The 17,783-nt window shown below is 41.0% G+C and carries 8 protein-coding genes and 1 pseudogene; 7 read left to right on the top strand and 2 right to left on the bottom strand.

All coding sequences use genetic code 11. The annotated features are described in order from the left end of the window. From ITJ87_RS17870 to ITJ87_RS17840, 7 genes and pseudogenes are all read left to right on the top strand, one after another. Positions 1–1,590, top strand: coding sequence for a sulfatase (locus tag ITJ87_RS17870; RefSeq protein WP_117600493.1), 1,590 nt, complete (start codon positions 1–3; stop codon positions 1,588–1,590). 25 nt (positions 1,591–1,615) lie between these two features. Next, a pseudogene (locus ITJ87_RS17865) lies at positions 1,616–2,792 on the top strand (sugar MFS transporter). A gap of 510 nt (positions 2,793–3,302) precedes the next feature. Then, positions 3,303–6,788 (top strand): glycoside hydrolase family 38 C-terminal domain-containing protein, encoded by a 3,486-nt coding sequence (locus ITJ87_RS17860; protein WP_117974317.1) that lies wholly within the window; start codon positions 3,303–3,305, stop codon positions 6,786–6,788. Between the two features lie 31 nt (positions 6,789–6,819). After that, complete coding sequence (locus ITJ87_RS17855; protein ID WP_117600491.1) at positions 6,820–9,903, top strand: TonB-dependent receptor; 3,084 nt, start codon at positions 6,820–6,822, stop codon at positions 9,901–9,903. A gap of 12 nt (positions 9,904–9,915) precedes the next feature. After that, complete coding sequence (locus tag ITJ87_RS17850; RefSeq protein WP_226791211.1) at positions 9,916–11,874, top strand: RagB/SusD family nutrient uptake outer membrane protein; 1,959 nt, start codon at positions 9,916–9,918, stop codon at positions 11,872–11,874. Positions 11,875–11,898: 24 nt separating this feature from the next. Further along, a complete protein-coding gene (locus tag ITJ87_RS17845; protein WP_117964149.1) occupies positions 11,899–12,630 on the top strand; it encodes a DUF3823 domain-containing protein in 732 nt (243 codons plus the stop codon). Between the two features lie 91 nt (positions 12,631–12,721). Next, a complete protein-coding gene (locus ITJ87_RS17840) occupies positions 12,722–13,564 on the top strand; it encodes an endonuclease/exonuclease/phosphatase family protein (RefSeq protein WP_118696548.1) in 843 nt (280 codons plus the stop codon). Between the two features lie 214 nt (positions 13,565–13,778). Here the strand turns inward: ITJ87_RS17840 and ITJ87_RS17835 are convergent, their stop codons facing one another. Together ITJ87_RS17835 and ITJ87_RS17830 are read right to left on the bottom strand one after the other, a co-directional pair. Next, positions 13,779–15,116 carry an NADP-specific glutamate dehydrogenase gene (locus ITJ87_RS17835; RefSeq protein WP_117964151.1) on the bottom strand — a complete coding sequence of 446 codons (1,338 nt, stop codon included), beginning with the start codon at positions 15,114–15,116 and terminating at the stop codon, positions 13,779–13,781. 363 nt (positions 15,117–15,479) lie between these two features. After that, positions 15,480–17,768 (bottom strand): NADP-dependent malic enzyme, encoded by a 2,289-nt coding sequence (locus ITJ87_RS17830; RefSeq protein ID WP_034522738.1) that lies wholly within the window; start codon positions 17,766–17,768, stop codon positions 15,480–15,482. Positions 17,769–17,783: the final 15 nt, after the last annotated feature.

Here is a 17,783-nt window from a genome sequence, read left to right as displayed (position 1 = left end):
ATGAAAAATAATCTGTTTTCCACTTCTATGGTTGTACTGCCGATAATATCGGCAGTACAACCTATTTGGGCCCAGAAAGTGTCCAATAAACCGTTGAATATTGTTTGTATTTTTACGGATGACCATGCTTTCCAGACCATAAGTGCTTACGGACATCCTATTTCAAAGTTGGCTCCGACACCTAACATTGATCGTTTGGCTGGGAATGGCATGCTTTTTACGCAATCTTTTGTAGAGAATTCCATTTCAGCTCCAAGCCGGGCGACCCTTTTAACGGGCTTGTATAGTCATCAGCACGGACAGACGAGGTTGGGGTGCTGTTTGAATCCACAGAAACAATGGTTTACTGAGCTGCTACAAAAAAAAGGATATGTAACTTCAGTCTTTGGAAAGTGGCATTTGAATGTTGAGCCGAAGGGGTTTGACCATTATGACATTCTTTTTGATCAGGGTGAATACTATAATCCCAAGTTCCGTCGTCCTGATACAAACGGAGAATATATAAAAGAAAAAGGATATGCTACCACGTTGATAACCGATCATGTCATAGAGTGGTTGGAGAAAAACATCTCCGATGAGAAGCCTTTCTGTGTCCTTGTAAATCACAAGGCACCTCATCGTAATTGGATGCCTGACTTTCCCAATATGCATTTATTTGAGGATGTGGATTTTCCGGAACCTGAAACGCTATTTGATGACTATACGACACGTGGTCCGCAGATGAAAACTCAGGAGCTGACAATTGATCGGCACATGGGATATGCGTTCGATTTTAAGGTGAGAGAATTGAAGAACGAACCTACATTGCAATATATTAGAGACAGTTGGCTGATGGCAATGGCTGAGATGGATAGCGAACAGCGTGCTACATGGGAAGCTATTTATGACAAGAAAAATGAAGAATTCCTGAAAAATCCTCCGGTTGGAAAGGATTTGCTTCGGTGGAAATATCAACGGTATGTAAAAGAGTATTGTCGGACTATCCGTTCGGTAGATGAACAAGTGGGCCGTTTGCTTGATTATTTGGAAGAAAAAGGAGTTCTGGATAATACAGTGATAGTTTATACCTCTGATCAAGGTTTTCTGTTGGGAGAGCATGGACTGTATGACAAGCGCTTTATGTATGAGGAGTCTTTCCGTACACCTCTGATTATTTCGTGCCCTTCTTTAGTCAAGAAACATTCGGTATGCAAAGAGCTGGTGCAGAATATTGATTTGGCACCGACTTTCCTGAGCCTTGCAGGAGTGGAGGTGCCGAAAGAGATGTCTGGGCGCTCTTTATTACCGTTGTTTAAAAATGGAAAGGCGGAAAATTGGCGAAATGAGTTATACTATCATTTTTACGATTATCCGGCAGTGGGTAGTGTACGCAAACATGATGGCATTCGCACTAAACGCTACAAATTGATTCATTGGCATGGAGAGGGTAGTGGGAATGATGAAGCTATTGACTTTTGGGAATTGTATGATTTGAAAAAAGATGTGATGGAGGTCAATAATGTATATGATAACCCGAAGTATGTAAAAGTACGGGAAGCACTGACTGTTCAATTGGAAAAACTGCGTAAAGACGTGGGAGTGACAGAATAGACATTTTATATAAAAATCCATGAAAATGAAAAAACAAAACTCTATAATGACAGCCTTTCCGGTACTTTTCGGTTTCTTTGTGATGGGCTTCTGTGATATTGTCGGTATTTCATCAGACTATGTTCAGCGTAGTTTTAACTGGTCACCTATGATGACCGGGTTTGTACCTTCAATGGTGTTTGTTTGGTTCTTGTTTTTAGGAATTCCGATAGGTAATCGGATGAATAAATGGGGACGTAAGAATACCGTACTTGTTAGTATGGTGATTACAATTGTAGGTATGATTCTGCCATTATTGGCGTATGATGGTGTAACTTGCATGGTGGCTTATGCCTTGTTGGGTATAGGAAATGCTATTTTACAAGTTTCTTTAAATCCGTTGCTTAATAATGTTATAACTAACAAAGCTTTCCTGACAAGTAGTTTGACAGTTGGGCAGGTAATAAAAGCGGCTTCTTCTTTAGTCGGTCCGGAGATTGTATTGCTGGCTGTCCATTATTGGGGGATGGATAAATGGTATTATTGCTTCCCCATTCTTGGCTTCATCACTTTATTGTCGACAGTTTGGCTGATTGCAACCCCTATTGAACGGGAAAGAAATGTTGTGTCGAACAGTGATCTTTCCATGAGGAATACGTTTGCTTTGCTGAAAGACCGGACTATTCTATTACTGTTTTTAGGAATTTTCTTTATTGTAGGCGTGGATGTGGCGACAAACTTTATTAGTTCGAAACTTATGTCTATCCGTTTTGGATGGTCTGATGAGCAAGTAAAATTTGCTCCTCAAGTCTATTTCCTCAGTCGTACGATTGGCGCTTTGTTAGGGGCGTTCTTATTGACCCGTATTGCAGAAATGAGGTACTTTCGTATAAATATTGTAGCTTGTGTTGTTTCGCTGCTAGTTTTAATAGGAGTGGAAAAGGATGTGGTGAATATAGTTTGTATTGGTGCAGTAGGCTTTTTTGCTTCATCAGTTTTCTCTATTATTTATTCAATGGCTTTGCAGGCGTGTCCGGAGAAGGCAAATCAGATTTCCGGTCTAATGATTACAGCTGTTGCCGGGGGGGGGAGTGGTAACTCCAGTTGTCGGTTTTGCCATCGGTACTGTAGGTATTATCGGTGGTGTTGTGGTGACGTTGGCCTGCGTATTATATCTAACGTATTGCGCTTTTGGTATAAAAGTAACTTCTTGTGTAAAGTGATTCGTTTTTTGATACTATTAATACATCATCATTTTTATTTTTTAAGCGTCTTCGAAAACGAAGACGCTTTTTTGTGTTGTATGGTTTCTTTGGTATGATGATTTAATGAAAATATAATTTTATACCTTATAATTAATGTATGAACATTGAAGTGTGTTGTGTAATCATTTTGATAAATACGGGCTTTGCTGGGATGTTATTCTTTGAAATGTTTGTTTTTTAATATTGTAGTTAAAGATGTTTTTAAGAATAATTAGTTAATTATTAGTCGTTTAAGTTTTAATACGTATTCTTTTATAAATAATTTAGTGATAAATTAATTTAAGTTTAGTTTGACTTTTAATTTATTACATCTCATTTTTTTATAAAAAAAACTTTGTTTTACTTTTGCTTTTTGAATTTATTATATATATTTGCTGCATCTATATGTTCATACATATAATGAGGTTTGTTTTTGTTGAGACTACTTTATATGTTTAGCAGTTTTATTAAAAACTAATATTTTGTGGAATGAAAAAAATCATTACCGTTATTTTGTTATTAATGATGTTCATTACCGGATATGCACAACGTATTGTTGTGTATAAACAGTTGGATGAGAGCTTAATTAAAGTATCTGCCAGCAGCGAATTGAATAAAGGAACTATTTGTTCCGTAGTTAATGGAGATGGAATGCAGGGGTGCTATCATGTGGCTAATAACCTGGGACATGGCATGTGGTTGTCTGAAGTTTCTAAAAAGCCAGTTCGTTACAATAAGTCTACTCATGAAGGAGTTGTCTGGTTGTTGTGTGATTTTGGTAAAAGTAGAAAATGTCCTGAAGTAGATTTGATTCAGATATGGAACTATAATCAGAATGAGCATACTCGGCGTGGACTCAATAAGGTATATATAGAGTACTCAGAGGATGGGAATAAATGGCAATTACTAAAGAATGGTTATTTGGAATATTATTTAATTCCTGAATCGGTAGGACGTAATCCTGGATCCGTGGATTTTTCTTTGGATACTAAAGGTATAAAAGCACGTTATATATGCTTTACGGCTGCGTTGGATGGAGAAGGTAATCATTATGATCGTAAGAATCCGGTTGTGATACAGGAAGCTGCTGATATGCATCAGAATGTGGATTACTATGGTTTGAGCGAAATTCGTTTTTATAAAAAAACAGTGGTTTCAGTACAATCATTGGGAAAGCTTGATGATATTTCTTTTGTGGCTGGGCAAGGCTATCTAAAGAGTGCTGAAGGTCCTAAACGAGAATTCTTATTACGTTTTAATACTCCATTGTATGCTGGGGCTACCTTAACGTGTCAATTAGGTGATAAAATATGGAATGCTGAAATAGAGGCTTCAAAGACTGGGGTGGATGAGTACAAAGGATATTTCCCTGCTGGATATATGGAAGAGACCTCTTCTTTGGAGATAAAGGTGAATAGCCGTCAAGGTTGTGTGAAACGTAAATATGAAGTGCCAGGAGCAAGAAAGTGGACTGTTTGCTTTTTTCCGCATTCTCATTTGGATATCGGATATACACATCGCCAGGATGATGTGATGAAACTTCAATGGCGTAATTTGGAACGCGCACTCGATTTAGCTGAGCGTACTAAAGAATATCCGGAAGGTTCACGTTACTGTTGGAATACGGAGGCTACATGGGCAGTTGCTGCATATTTGAAAAAATATGCAGCAACTGAAAAGGCTGAACGTTTGAAGCAGGCCATTCGCGATGGTATTATTAATGTTGATATGTCTTTGGGAAGTATTTTGACTGGGATTAGCCGACAAGAAGAATTGATGCATATTTTTGATGATGCACATTGGATTAGTGATGAAGTGGGAGTAGAGCTGAATACTGCAATGATGAGTGATGTGCCTGGGCAAGCTTGGGGATTGGTCACTGCAATGGCTAAGAATGGAGTGAAATATTATTCACCCGGACCAAATTATGTACCTTTTTATGGGAGGATAGGAAATGACCGTGCTGCTGCTTTACATGTCAGATGGGGTGATAGACCTTTTTATTGGCAATCTCAATCAGGTACTGATAAAGTACTTGTATGGCAGGCAGGGCGCGGTTACTCATGGTTTCATGGCTGGTTGGCTAACCGTATCGGAGTTTGTGGACTTGAGCCAATCTGGGACTATTTAACAGAATTAGAAACTGAGGAGTTTCCATATCAAACTTGTTATTTACGTTATACAGTTCATGGTGATAACGGCCCTCCCGATCAATCAATGTCTGATGTAATCCGTGAGTGGAATGAACGTTATGAGTTTCCTCAATTCCGTATATCAACTGCCCGTGAGTTCTTTATGAAATTCGAAGAACAATATGGCGCTGAATTACCCGTCTTTGCTGGTGACATGACTCCCACTTGGGAAGACGGAGCGGCTTCTACTGCTTGTGAGACAGCAATGAATCGTACTACTGCTGCACGCTTGGCACAGACTGAAACTATTTGGAGTATGCTTCATAAAACAGACGCTTTCCCAGATAAAGCTTTTAAAGAAGCATGGAAAAATGTGATACTGTTTTCTGAGCACACTTGGGGGGCTTCTGCTAGTGGAACTGACCCGCATTCTAAATTTACAAAAGATTTGTGGGAAGGGAAAAAAGCTTATGCTGATAATGCAAGTAATCAGTCTCAAATATTATATAAACAGGCTTTAAGCCCATTGCATGTCGACAAAGGTGGGGATTTTGTACATGTGCTGAATACAAATCTTTGGAATCGTACGGATGTAGTGTTTTTGGATTCAATGGTCAATTTGAATGAAAAAGAATTGATAACCAGGACTGGTGAAAAAGTAGAGACACAGCGTCTGTATGATGGCCGTTGGGCTTTTGTTGCTGAAAATATACCAGCACTTTCTTCTGAGGTATATCAAATCGTCTCGAAGAAAAAGAGTTCAAGACGTTTCGTTTCCATGATTGCAGAGAATAAAATATTAAATAATGGAATTGTACGCGTTGAAATTGATGAGGTGAAAGGTACAATTAGTTCTTTCAAAAGAGTTGGTGACTCTTATGAATATGCTTCGAATAGCGGTTTGAATGATTATTTATATACTGGAAGATATGCTTCTGACCCACAGGGAATCGAACAGATATTAAATATAAGAGTGTTGGATGATGGAGCGGTTGCTGCTACACTGCGTATAGAGTCTAAAGCTCCAGGATGTAATACTTTATGGCGTGATGTGACAGTTTACAAAGGGATAGATAGGGTAGATATTTGTAATACGTTGGATAAGCAGGATATTTTAGATTTTGAAAATGTGCGTTTTGTTTTTCCATTCAATATTCAGCAACCTGAAATTACAATGGATCTTGCCATGAGTGAAATTCATCCTGAGCGTGAGCAACTGGAGGGAGTAAACAAACATTATTATTCATTGCAAAACGGATTGGCTGTGGGAGATTTGGAGCATGCAGTCTGCCTGACCACCGTTGATGCGCCTTTTGTTGAACTGGGTTCGCCCTCAGGGCTTGATTATCGCCTGAATCCCCGTCATGGATATGGCTGGTGGCAGTCTGCCAAGATATCGCCGATTGTCTATTCATGGGTAATGACGAATACATGGAGGACTAATTATAAAGCATCACAAGGAGGCACAGCGAAGTTTCGCTATTCTTTGCAGCCTTGTAATCCGCTTGACCTGAAATTGAAACAGCGAGGAGCTGAACGTGAGATGGAATTGGTGGCTGTAGCCAGTCGTTCTTCTCAGAATATAGAGCAGTTGTTTCGGTTGAAAGGACGCCATCGTATTGCATTATCCAGTATCAAACCTGCTGACGATGGAAAGGGGTATATTGTCTGCCTGCACAATATGGGTAAGCAGAGTGTTTGTTCATCATTTGTTTGGGGTAGTATAAGGCCGCGTGAAGTAAGTGTATGTGATTATCGTCAGAAGGCCTTAAGACCTTTTAATGACGAGATGTTTTGGATGAAGCCTTATGAATATATCATGTTGAAAGTAATAATAGAATAATCATCAAATTGCAATTTTAAATTTAATAAGTATGAAAAAGTTAGTGGTACAGAATCTTTTAAAGGTTTGGTTGTGTGCAATGGTGTCGTTCATGACAGTGACGTTGTATGCACAAGGGAACTCTTTTAAGGTATCGGGTACAGTAAAGGACAACACCGGTGAGCTGGTGATTGGCGCGACTGTCATTGATACCAAGACAAAAAATGGATGTGTGACGGACGTTGATGGAAACTTTTCTTTAGAGGTGACGCCAAATTCGTCGATTAAAGTAAGTTTTATTGGATATAAGTCACAGACGATTGCCATCAAGGCAGAACAGAAGGTTTATAATGTCATCCTTCAAAGTGACAATGTTTTGATTGATGAACTGGTAGTGGTAGGCTATGGAGTGAAAAAGAAACAGACATTGACCGGTGCTGTGTCTGCCGTAAACACGAAGGACATTGTTTCTACAAAAAATGAAAGTTTACAGAATATGCTGACTGGTAAGATTGCCGGTTTACGTGTGGTTCAAAATTCAAGTGAGCCGGGAGCTTTCAATACATCGATGGATATTCGTGGACTGGGGAATCCACTGGTGATAATTGATGGTATTCCTCGCGATAATATGGCACGCGTTGATCCGGAAGATGTTGAGAGTATTTCTGTTTTGAAGGATGCCTCTGCTTCTATCTATGGTGTACGTGCTGCCAATGGCGTAATTCTTATTACCACCAAAAAAGGTGCGCAAGGGAAACCGGAAATTAATTATTCGGGTAGCTTTACTTGGCAAATGCCTTCCAATTTCCCAGATTTGGTTACTTCACAAGAATGGATGACATTGGCTAATGAAAAGGGACGTCATAATGTAGATGGTGGAGGAGCTTCTTATTCTGATGAAGAAATAGCCGCTGCACAGACTACAGATTGGAAATCAGCAGTATTACGTGGTTCTGCGCCTCAGACACAACATTCCATCAATATTTCAGGTGGGACGGAACGTGTAAATTATTATGCGAGTGTTGGCTATCAAGCGCAACAAAGTTTCTTGCAGACAGATGATATGAATTACGATAAATGGACAATGCGTAGTAATCTTTCTGCCAATATTACTAAGAATCTGAAATTGGATGTTAATCTTTCAGGTTTGATGGATGAGCGTAATACACCGCATTATGGTGCTTATGATATTATTCGTGGTCTTTGGTTGATGCAGCCGATGGATCCCATTTATCAGGAGAATGGCGGTTTTACCCAGCCTTCAAACTCTACTTTGATGAATCCGGTGGCGATGATGGATAAGGATGTTGTAGGATATAAAACTTATAAGAGCAAATGGTTTCAGTCAAGTTTTTCATTGAGTTATGATGTACCTTGGGTAGAAGGATTGAAACTAAAGGGGTTATATAGTTACGATTATATAATGAATGATAATAAGGAGTTTGAAAATACTTGGAAATCATATCGAGATAATCAGGTATGGACACGTAATGATCCTCCTAAAGTAGGTCGTACATTCTATTCAAAAGATAATACTTTATGGCAAGTACAAGCTAATTACTCTCGTGAGTTTAATGGGCATAATATTGATGCGATGCTGCTATTTGAGGAATCGACTTATAAGGGGGATAACTTTAATGGTAAAAAGGAACTTTCTATTCCTATAGATCAAGTTTTTGCCGGAAATGCTGATAACCAGCAATTTGGACAGAGTACTGCTGCTTCTGCCTTGTTTGATAATGCCAATCAAGCATTGGTAGGGCGTGTAGCTTACGATTATAAGTCCAAATATCTTATTGAATTTGCTTTCCGTTATGAAGGTTCTTCAAAATTCCCTGCAAATTCACGTTGGGCTATGTTTCCTTCAGTGTCAGGGGGATGGCGTGTCTCTGAAGAAAAGTTTTGGAAAGAATCTTCTTTGAATTTCATTAATAACCTTAAAATACGTGCTTCTTGGGGTAAGATGGGTGACGATGGTGCTTTAGCGTATCAGTTCCTTAATGGTTATACGTATCCGGTAGGTGGGGCAGCATATGCGATGCCGGGTGGTGCCATTTTTGATGGCTCATTTGTCAATGCTTCTGCAACAAAGGGATTGGCTAATCAAAGCATCTCATGGATTGAAGCTAAAACTTTTGATATAGGTTTTGATTTGGAAGCATGGGATGGCCTATTGGGATTGACTGTTGATTATTTCCGACGTGATCGTGATGGATTACTGACCACTCGGGCAGCGAGTCTTCCGGGAGTAGTGGGAGCCGCATTGCCACAAGAGAATCTGAATGGAGATATGACCCGTGGATATGAAATAGAAATAAGCCACCGCAATACCATCAATGAGTTCAGTTATGAGATAAAAGGAAATTTTGCGTATGCCCGTTCAGAAAATAAACATGTGGAAGGTGCGCGGAAAGGTAATTCTTATTTGAATTGGAAACAAAATTCAAACGATCGTTTTACAGATCTTTGGTGGGGATATGGGGCCGGCGAACGTTTTACTTCATGGGATCAAATTTATTACAATTCTATTTATATAGGACGTGGTTCTGTACTCGGTGATTATAACTATGAGGATTGGAACGGTGATGGTTGGATTAATGAATTGGACGAACATCCTTTGACGAACACGGGAGACCGTCCTTTGATAAATTTTGGTTTGACGTTTAATGCAAGTTGGAAAGGTTTTGATGTAAGTCTGTTGTTGCAAGGAGCTGCCAAACGTCATATCTCTTATGATGAGTTGCTTTACAATCCATTGTGGGCTAATACAAATGCTTTGGATCAATTTATGGATCGTTGGCGTCCTGCTGATAGTCATGCAGATCCTTACGATCCGGCAACTAAATGGATTAGCGGTCATTATGCTTACACTGGTTCACTGCCGAACCGGAATTCAGAATTCAATATGCAAAATGCTGCTTATCTGCGTTTGAAAACAATTGAAGTGGGATATAGTCTTCCTAAATCATGGTTGACTAAAATTGGTGTACAAGGGCTGCGTGTTTATTTAAGCGGTTATAACTTGTTTACCATTACCGGATTGAAATATTGTGATCCTGAATTCCCGTCAGGAAATTATGGATATAACTATCCTTTAAATAAAACAGTTACTATTGGAGCAAATCTTAAATTTTAAATGAATATCAACATGAAAATTAAAAAATATATCTTCGCATTTGCATTATGCATGGGGTCATTGACTTCTTGTGTAGATCTGGACATCCCACCAATGAATATTGTTGGTGATAATGATATTTTTGGAAGTACGGCGGGGGTTACAAGCTATATGGCCCGTTTGTATAGTACGTTGCCTGTAGAAGATTTCCGCTATTCGCATGTAAACATGTTCTTTTCGGGAGGTTCTAATTTTGCGCAACCTTCTTGTTTGACTGGTGAAGCTATTAGCCGTGACACGAAGGGGGCAGAAGTTGAAACAGCAAACTATTGGGATGCTGCGTATGCCTTAATACGTGAAACGAACTATTTTATAGAAACACTTCCCAAATATGCTGATTCACATTCTGCTACTGAAATTGAAAGTTTGTTGGGCGAAGCGTATTTCATTCGTGCTTATACTTATTTTGCATTAGTTAAGCGTTATGGTGGTGTGCCTATTGTTAACACAGTAATTGATTATCCGGCTACAGTAAGCATTCCTGAAGCACAATTGTTCCGTGATTCGGAAGAGGCTGTCTGGGATTTTATTTCCAGTGATTTGGACTACGCTATTGCGCATTTGTCTGCAAAGAACCAAAAAGGACGTGCCAATAAATATGCAGCTGCAGCTTTTAAATCGCGTGCTATGCTTTATGCTGGAAGTATTGCCAAATATAATGATGTGAATGAAGTTTATAATGATGCGCGTATTTGCGGAATTCCAGCAAATCGTGCTGCCGATTATTTTAAACAGGCTTATGAAGCATCGAAGATTGTTGATGAAGGAGGTTATGCTCTTTACAAAGGGGACTGGGCAGCTAATAATAAGGATGCACAATATACTAATTTCGTGAATATTTTCTTGAAAGATACGGAAGAGAATATTTTCGTGAAATATTTTGATTATCCGGACTGTGTACATTCATATGATTGTTTTGCACAGCCTACGCAAACCTCTACCGGTGGTAGCAACACAGAAATTTGTCCTACATTGGATTTTGTAGAAATGTTTGAAGGTTTTGAGAAAGATGCCGATGGGCATTTTGCCAACATGAACACGGAAGGTTATTATAAATTGTATGAAACAACAATGGAACCTTTCAAGAATGCCGAACCTCGTTTGCGTGCTACTGTATTGCTGCCGGGTGACGAGTTTAAGGGTGAATCCATTGAAATCCGTCGTGGTATTTGGGTTGGAGAAGGTGATAAAATTTCTCCTCTTCTTCCTTCAGAAGATACCTATGGCTTTTATGATGATTATAGTGCTTACGCTAACGATGCGACGAGCTTGCTGAAATTGGCCAGTCGCGAATCGCAAAATACGGATGCTAATGCAATTCTGTTAAAGGATGGTACAATGATGAAGCGTGCAGGGAAAAGTGGTACAGTGAAGAATCAGGAGATAGGCTGTACGGTTTCCGGTTTCCTTATTCGTAAGTATTTGAATCCTGAACAGAAGAATACAACTTGGAATCAGTCTGTTACAGATTGGATTGACATCCGTTATGCAGAAGTATTGCTCAATCGTGCCGAGGCGGCTATGGAACTTGCAGCTGTGGGTAGTGTTACCGATGATGCCGGTAAGAATTATGTAGAGGAGGCTTTCCGCTGTGTGAATCTCATTCGTGAACGTGCTGGTGCTACGTTGCTTGCTTCTTCTGCAGAAACTTCAATTGATGTAGTGCGTATAGAGCGTCGTAAAGAGCTTGCTTTCGAAAATAAAACTTATTGGGATTTGAAGCGTTGGCGTATTATTGATGATGAACAGTCTACACGCAGATATCGCACTTTGCAGCCATTCTTTGCAGCAGATGCCATGAAGTATTTCATGGATATCAAGGAGCAGGAATATGGATATACTTATACTTATGATACACGTAATTATTATCAGCAGATTCCGACTGGTGAAATCACCAAGAATCCGAATTGTAAACAAAATCCAGGTTATTAATTATAAGAAACGAAACATTCAATTATGAAAAAGTTAACATATATTTTGTTGTCCTTATGCTTATTGGTAAATTTTACCTCTTGCGATGTGGATAATTATGGAGAACCTGAAGAAACTTTCCGTGGTGCTTTTATTGATAAGGAAACTAAAGAACCTTTCCAAACAGCTATTGGTAATACCGGCATTCGTATCCGTATGATGGAATATAGCTGGAGTGATACTCCGGAACCTTATGATTTTAATTGTATGCAGGATGGTACTTTCCAGAATACCAAAATATTTGCAGGCAATTATGGTATTATTCCTGAAGGTGCTTTTGTGCCATTGGATGAAGAGATTATTGATATAAAAGGTACTGTAGAGAAAACTTATGAGATTGAGCCACTGTTGCGCGTGAAATGGGTAAGCGAACCTCAGGTCAATGCAGATGGTACTGTGGAGGTGAAGGTTATAATTACTCGTGGTACAAATAATCCGGATTACCAACAACCGCTTACCGAAGCTTGGTTATTTGTGAGCGAAACGAGTTATGTCGGAGATTTCAACTTCAGTCCGCGTTTTTCTACTCAGTTGTTAGGGGCAGCTTTAACTGATGTTTTAGGTAAAGAAATTACTATTAAGACAAAAGGCCAATTCCCTGATTATTCGCGTAAATTCTTTTTGCGTGTAGGTGCTCGTACTACAAAAAGCTTTAGCGGTACCAATCGTTATAACTATACAACAATTAAAGAAATCACAACTATAGCACGTAATTAGTAATAATCTGGATGAGAGTGTATTGGAACCTTGATAAGCACATTGTTTGGTCTGGGTTTTGTACACTCTCATCTCTTTTATAGATATTAATATGAAACAGTCCTTTTTTATTTTTATGGTAATTACCCTTATGTTACCTCAGTTCGTTTCTGCAAAAAGGGGGAAAAATAGTTCACAACTTACTGTTATTTCTTATAATATGCGGTATGGTACGGCAGAGGACGGTGTTAATGCATGGGAATTCAGAAAGCCAGCTACTATAAAAATGATTAAAAAGCATAAGCCTGATATTTTGGGAGTTCAGGAAGCTTTGGATTTTCAGCTGGCGTTTATTCTTGAGAATTGCACGAACTATGAGGCTGTAGGTGTTGGACGCATTGATGGTAAGCACAACGGAGAGCATGCTTCAATAATGTATAATAAGAAAAAAATAGAATTGTTGGAGTGGGGTAATTTTTGGCTTTCTTCAACTCCTGAAATTCCTTCTATAGGGTGGGATGCTGCATGTACCCGTACTGCTACATGGGCACTTTTGAAGGATAAAAAGACAATGGAGAAATTTTATTACGTTAATACTCATTTGGACCATGTCGGAAGAGTGGCACGGAAGGAAGGTCTGAATCTCATTTTAGAAAAGATACAGAAGATTAATCCTGATAATTTTCCATTAATTTTAACCGGAGATTTTAATATGGAGCATACGGATTCTTCCATACAAAAACTGAATGAAAAAATGATAGATGCTAGAACTTCTGCTAAAAAAACGGATTCTTTTGGTACTTTCAATGGATGGGGGACCCGTAGCTCCATTATAGATTATATTTATTATAAAGGGTTTAAAATGTGTACGGAATACGTTACAATTCGAGAAAAATATGCAGGAAAAACTTTTATTTCTGATCACTATCCGATTAAGGGGGTACTGAAGTTTTAATTATGTGAAAAATCATGATGTATTCTGGTTTTCTCACGATGTGTTTGCTAATGGAGGGCTGTTAGAATTATGGATGAGTCCGAAACCGAATAAAAAATGAGGGAAGGACAAGGAAATTCTTAATATGTCCCTACTGACTAGGTTACTATTATGAAGAAAGGCGAAGAGGTACAACTCCCTTCGCCTTTCTTCATAACAACTATGGCTTTTATTCTTACACAATCCCTTGTGCCATCATAGCCTTTGCCACCTTCATAAATCCGGCCACATTGGCACCCTTCACGTAATTTACATAACCGTCGGCTTCCGTACCATATTGCACGCAAGCTTCGTGAATGTTCTTCATGATGCTCTTCAATTTCTCGTCCACTTCCTCTGCACTCCAGCTCAACTTGATAGAGTTCTGAGTCATTTCGAGACCAGATACTGATACACCGCCAGCATTGGCTGCCTTACCCGGAGCATACAGAATCTTTGCATCCTGAAATACCTTGATGGCTTCCGGTGTAGAGGGCATGTTGGCGCCTTCGGATACTGCCATTACCCCATTAGCTATCAACTGACGGGCATGGTCGCCATTTAATTCATTCTGAGTGGCAGAAGGCAAAGCGATATCAGCCTTTTCGCCCCAAGGCTTGGCTCCTTCCACATATTTCACACCCGGATATTGTTCAGCATATTCGCGGATACGTCCACGGTAGAGGTTTTTCAGCTCCATGATGTAATCCAACTTTTCGCGGTCAATGCCGTCCGGATCGTATACATAACCGTCAGAATCAGACATGGTCAATACCTTACCACCCAATTCCAATACTTTCTCGGCCGTATATTGAGCTACGTTACCGGAACCGGAAATCAGACAAGTTTTGCCTTTCAAGTCAGTACCCTTAGTCTTCAACATTTCCATCAAGAAGTAGATGTTACCGTAGCCGGTAGCTTCCGGACGAATCAGCGAACCGCCGAACTCACGGCCCTTACCGGTGAAAGTACCCGTAAATTCATGAGCCAGCTTCTTATACATACCGAACATGAAACCTACTTCGCGACCACCTACACCGATATCACCGGCAGGTACGTCTGTTTCAGGACCGATATGACGCCACAACTCCAGCATGAAAGCCTGAACGAAACGCATAACCTCAGCATTCGACTTGCCGCGCGGAGAGAAGTCCGAACCGCCTTTACCGCCACCCATAGGCAGAGTTGTCAATGAGTTTTTAAATGTCTGCTCGAAAGCAAGGAATTTCAGGATGCTCAGGTTTACAGAAGAGTGGAAACGAACACCGCCTTTATATGGGCCGATAGCGTTGTTGTGCTGCACACGATAGCCCATGTTGGTTTGTACGTTACCTTTATCGTCTACCCAAGTAACACGGAATTGGTAAACGCGATCGGGGATGCAAAGACGTTCAATCAGATTGGCTTTGTCAAACTCCGGATGCTTGTTATACTCTTCTTCAATCGTAGAAAGAACTTCTTCTACTGCTTGATGATACTCCGGTTCGTTGGGGAACCGTCTTTTCAGGTCTTCTAATACCTTAGCTGCATTCATAATCTATTTCTTTTATTGGTTGCTACTATATGTTACCTAAAACAATTCGATTTTCGGTTTGTTTCCTTTTCCTCTCATTGCGGTTGCAAAAGTACACATAAAAATGAAACGAGCAAACATTTTATAAAGAAAATGCGGTATAAAACAACAATTTTATTGTTTTATACCACAAAATGGAATAAAAAGATATTATTTATCCTCTTTTTAGAGACTTTATGACGGGAATAAACACTAAAGCCGCCGAAATGACAAGCGTTAGGATAATTGGACCGTCAATTCGTTCGACAGATATCAAAACAATGTAGCAAAGTGCTGCCCAAAGCAGCACAATGCAAACTATTTGGAATTTTGATAACGGTCGTCTCATTTGGCAGCCTTCTTTTTGTCTACGATAGCATCGATAACTGCTACTGCAGTGATGTTAACGATATCGCGCACGGAGCTCTCAAAATCGGTAAAGTGGATAGGCTTGTTCAATCCCATTTGGATAGGACCAATCAGTTCGGAGTCCGTATCCATCGCCTGCAACAGCTTGTAAGCAGAGTTTGCAGAACTCAAGTTCGGGAAAATCAGTGTGTTTACGTCTTTTCCTTTCAGGCGTGTAAACGGGTACTTGGCATCACGCATTTCGCGGTTCATGGCGAAATTCACCTGCATTTCTCCGTCAATGGCAAGGTCAGGATAGTTTTGTTGCATATAATCCACTGCTTCGTGTACACTTACCGGGCTACCTTCCTTATCCGCACCGAAGTTGGAGTAACTCAACATGGCCATTACCGGTGTATGATTGAAGAAGCGGACGGTATATTCCGACAGCTTGGCAATATCGATTAGCGTTTCGGCATTGGGATGACGGTTAATCAGCGTATCGGCCAGGAAGTATGTACCTTTTTTGGAGTTCAGGATATGCATGGTGCCGAAATGCTTGTATTCCGGACGGATGCCGATGACTTCCTTGGCAACCTTGATGGTATTGCTGTATTTGGTGTAAAGACCTGTGATGAAAGCGTCTGCTTCACCCGTTTCCACCATCATCATACCAAAGTAGTTACGTTCGAACATTTTGTCATTGGCTTCTTCGTAAGTGACTCCTTCGCGGGCACGTTTTTCAGATAGAATGCGGGCATAGCGTTCACGGCGCGGCGCTTCATCCGGATGACGCAGATTTACTATCTCAATACCTTCAAGGCTAAGGTCTAGTTCTTTTGCCAGCTTCTCGATGGCTTCGTCGTTGCCCAATATAATAGGATGACAGATACCTTCAGCCTTGGCTTCCACAGCAGCTTTCAGCATATTGGGGTGGATGCCTTCGGCAAATACCACACGTTGCGGGTTGCGGCGGGCGGTGTCGTAGAGTTGGCGGGTCAGTTTGCTTTCGTAACCCATCAGCTCGCGCAGTTGCAGGCGGTAGGCATCCCAGTCTTCGATGTCTTTACGGGCTACACCGCTTTCCATGGCGGCTTTGGCCACAGCGCAGGACACTTCGGTGATGAGGCGCGGGTCAACCGGTTTCGGGATGAAGTATTCGGGACCGAAGGTGAAGTTGTTTACGTGGTATGCCTCGTTCACCACATCGGGCACGGGCTGCTTGGCAAGGTTGGCAATGGCGTGCACGGCAGCAATTTTCATGGCTTCGTTGATGGCTTTTGCCTGCGTGTCGAGGGCACCGCGGAAGATGTAGGGGAAACCGATTACATTATTAATCTGGTTAGGATAGTCGGAACGACCGGTGGACATCAGTACGTCCGGACGTGCTGCCATGGCGTCTTCGTAAGAGATTTCCGGAGTAGGGTTGGCAAGGGCAAACACGATGGGATGGTCTGCCATGCTGCGAACCATGTCCTGGGTCAACACATTACCCTTTGACAGTCCGAGGAATACATCGGCGCCTTTGATGGCTTCTGCCAGAGTATGTACATCGCGACGGTCGGTGGCAAAGTAACGTTTTTGCTCGGTCAGATTCTCGCGATCGCTGGTAATGACTCCCTTACTATCCAGCATTAGGATATTTTCACGGCGTGCGCCGAGCGCTTCATACAGTTTGGTGCATGAGGTGGCGGAAGCCCCGGCACCGTTTACGACGATTTTCACTTCCTCTATCTTCTTGCCTGCCACTTCCAGGGCGTTCAGCAATCCTGCGCTGGAGATGATGGCGGTGCCGTGCTGGTCGTCGTGCATCACGGGGATGTCCAATTCCTCTTTCAGGCGGCGTTCTATTTCGAAACATTCGGGTGCTTTGATGTCTTCCAAGTTGATACCTCCGAATGTTGGGGCAATAGCCTTGACAGCTTCGATGAACTTGTCGGGGTCTTTTTCATTTACTTCGATGTCGAATACGTCGATACCGGCATAAATTTTGAACAACAGACCTTTACCCTCCATGACGGGTTTGCCGCTGAGGGCGCCAATATCGCCCAGGCCGAGCACGGCGGTTCCGTTGGAGATGACAGCTACCAGATTGCCTTTTGCTGTATATTTATATGCATCTTGCGGGTTTTTCTCAATTTCGAGGCACGGTTCTGCAACGCCCGGAGAGTAGGCGAGAGAAAGATCGGTTTGTGTACTGTAAGGCTTGGTGGGTACTACTTCAATCTTACCCGGTTTGCCTTGCGAATGGTAGAGCAAGGCTGCTTCTTTGGTTATTTTAGCCATGGTAGAATAGTTAAA

Origin of the sequence: Bacteroides sp. HF-162 (assembly GCF_015679285.1) — a bacterium.
GTDB lineage: Bacteria > Bacteroidota > Bacteroidia > Bacteroidales > Bacteroidaceae > Bacteroides > Bacteroides uniformis.
Note: the sequence above shows the minus strand (reverse complement) of the source record. Positions and strands in the feature narration are given on the sequence as shown.

Excerpts from the sequence above, each read along its gene's own strand:
- ITJ87_RS17845 (WP_117964149.1), top strand. The coding sequence starts at position 11,899 with ATGAAAAAGTTAACATATATTTTGTTGTCCTTATGCTTATTGGTAAAT.
- ITJ87_RS17870 (WP_117600493.1), top strand. The coding sequence starts at position 1 with ATGAAAAATAATCTGTTTTCCACTTCTATGGTTGTACTGCCGATAATA.
- ITJ87_RS17850 (WP_226791211.1), top strand. The coding sequence starts at position 9,916 with ATGAAAATTAAAAAATATATCTTCGCATTTGCATTATGCATGGGGTCA.
- ITJ87_RS17830 (WP_034522738.1), bottom strand. The coding sequence starts at position 17,768 with ATGGCTAAAATAACCAAAGAAGCAGCCTTGCTCTACCATTCGCAAGGC.
- ITJ87_RS17855 (WP_117600491.1), top strand. The coding sequence starts at position 6,820 with ATGAAAAAGTTAGTGGTACAGAATCTTTTAAAGGTTTGGTTGTGTGCA.
- ITJ87_RS17835 (WP_117964151.1), bottom strand. The coding sequence starts at position 15,116 with ATGAATGCAGCTAAGGTATTAGAAGACCTGAAAAGACGGTTCCCCAAC.
- ITJ87_RS17860 (WP_117974317.1), top strand. The coding sequence starts at position 3,303 with ATGAAAAAAATCATTACCGTTATTTTGTTATTAATGATGTTCATTACC.
- ITJ87_RS17840 (WP_118696548.1), top strand. The coding sequence starts at position 12,722 with ATGAAACAGTCCTTTTTTATTTTTATGGTAATTACCCTTATGTTACCT.